Below are 1,622 nucleotides of genomic sequence, written 5' to 3' on the forward strand. Positions count from 1 at the left end.
CTCCGAGGCATCGGCGGCGGGCGCCGCGGTGGCGGCGGAACGGGCTGGAGCCACCCCGTCCCGCGGCACCGTGCCCACGTGCAGCGCGACGTCGAGCGCGCCGTTCTTGAGCGCATGCCCCCGCGACCACCGCACGCCGACCGCCCCCGCGAGCGCCTCGTCCGCACACAGCACCGCCGCGCGCCAGCCGCGGAACCGCGCGCGCAGCGTCTCGCCGAGCGCCTCGTACAGTTCGCGCGACCCGGCGAGCCGCTCGCCGTACGGCGGGTTCGTGAGCAGCAGCCCCCCGCCCCCGGGGGCCGGCGGGGCTGCCTCGCCCACGTCACGCACCTCGAACCGCCTCGGCAAGAACCTGCGCCACCTGCGCAAGTGGGCGCGGCGGGAGGGCGTGACCTGCTTCCGGGTCTACGACGCCGACCTGCCGGACTTCGCCCTTGCCGTGGACCTGTACGCCGGCGCGGGCCCCGACGAGGGCCGGACCTGGGCGCACGTCGCGGAGTACGAGGCGCCGCGCAGCGTGGACCCGGCGGTCGCGGAGGCGCGGCTCGACGCGGCGCTCGCATCGCTCCCGGACGTGCTCGGCGTGGCTACCGAAGACGTCGCGGTGAAGGTCCGCCGGCGCGGGAAGGGCGGCGCCCGCTACGGCACGCTCGCCGAGACGGGCGTCTTCCACACCGTGGCCGAGGGCGGCTCGCTGCTGCTGGTCAACCTCACCGACCACGTCGACACGGGCCTGTTCCTCGACCACCGCCCGCTGCGCCTGCGGGTGCGTGCAGAGGCGGCCGGCGCGCGCTTCCTCAACCTGTTCGGCTACACGGGCGCGTTCACCGTTCACGCGGCCGCGGGTGGGGCGGCCCAGACGCTCACCGTGGACCTCTCGGCTACCTACCTCGATTGGGCGCGGCGCAACCTCGAGGCGAACGGCATCGCGTGCGGGGACGGCACGCCGCACCGCCTCGAGCGAGCGGACGTGCTCGCCTGGCTCGCGGCCGGGAGCGCGCCGGGCCGCGCCTACGACCTCATCGTCTGCGACCCGCCGGCGTTCTCGTCGTCGAAGCGCATGGAAGGCACGCTCGACGTCCAGCGCGACCACGTCGCGCCCCTCGACGGCTGCGCGCGGCTGCTCGCCCCGGGCGGCACGCTGTACTTCTCGACGAACCTGCGCTCGTTCCGCATGGAGTGGCAGCCGCCCGCGGGCTTCTCGGAGGCCGACATCACCGCGGAGACCGTCCCGCCGGACTTCGCGCGCACGCCGCGCATCCACGTCTGCCGGCGCATCGTGCGCGATGGCGGGGAGCGCGCGTGAGCGCGGTCCGCGTCACGATCGAGCCCGCCTCGGACGGTGTGCCCGCGCACGTGGTGCGCCACGACCCGCGCGCCCGCAACGTTCGCATCCGGGTCACCGAGCGCGAGGGCGTCGTGATCACCACCCCACCGCGCGTGTCTCGCGCGGTGATCGAGCGGGCGCTGCGAGCCCACGCCGGTTGGCTCGAGCGGCGGCTGACGGAGACGGCCCAGCGCCGGGCGGTCTTCGCGGGCGGGGTCGAGGCGATGCTGCCCGACACGGGGACGTTCGCGGCGACCGGCGAAGCGTGGGGCGTCGACTACCGCCACGCGCCCGG

3 protein-coding genes are annotated in these 1,622 nt (G+C 76.1%); 2 read left to right on the plus strand and 1 reads right to left on the minus strand.

The window, feature by feature from the left end:
- A partial coding sequence (locus tag FDZ70_10325) for a 23S rRNA (guanine(2445)-N(2))/(guanine(2069)-N(7))-methyltransferase (protein ID TLM66755.1) occupies positions 1 to 369 on the minus strand: 369 nt, incomplete at its 3' end.
- On the opposite strand from FDZ70_10325, the gene FDZ70_10330 reads away from it, so the two are divergent.
- Both FDZ70_10330 and FDZ70_10335 read left to right on the plus strand, forming a co-directional pair.
- Complete coding sequence (locus FDZ70_10330) at positions 272 to 1,306, plus strand: hypothetical protein (protein ID TLM66756.1); 1,035 nt, start codon at positions 272 to 274, stop codon at positions 1,304 to 1,306. The two genes, FDZ70_10325 and FDZ70_10330, sit on opposite strands and share 98 nt — an antisense overlap.
- Positions 1,180 to 1,622, plus strand: a 443-nt coding sequence (locus FDZ70_10335; protein TLM66757.1) for a M48 family metallopeptidase, incomplete at its 3' end; no start/stop codon positions are given. The genes FDZ70_10330 and FDZ70_10335, both read left to right, overlap by 127 nt.

The organism is Actinomycetota bacterium, assembly GCA_005774595.1.
Classification (GTDB): Bacteria; Actinomycetota; Coriobacteriia; order Anaerosomatales; family D1FN1-002; genus D1FN1-002.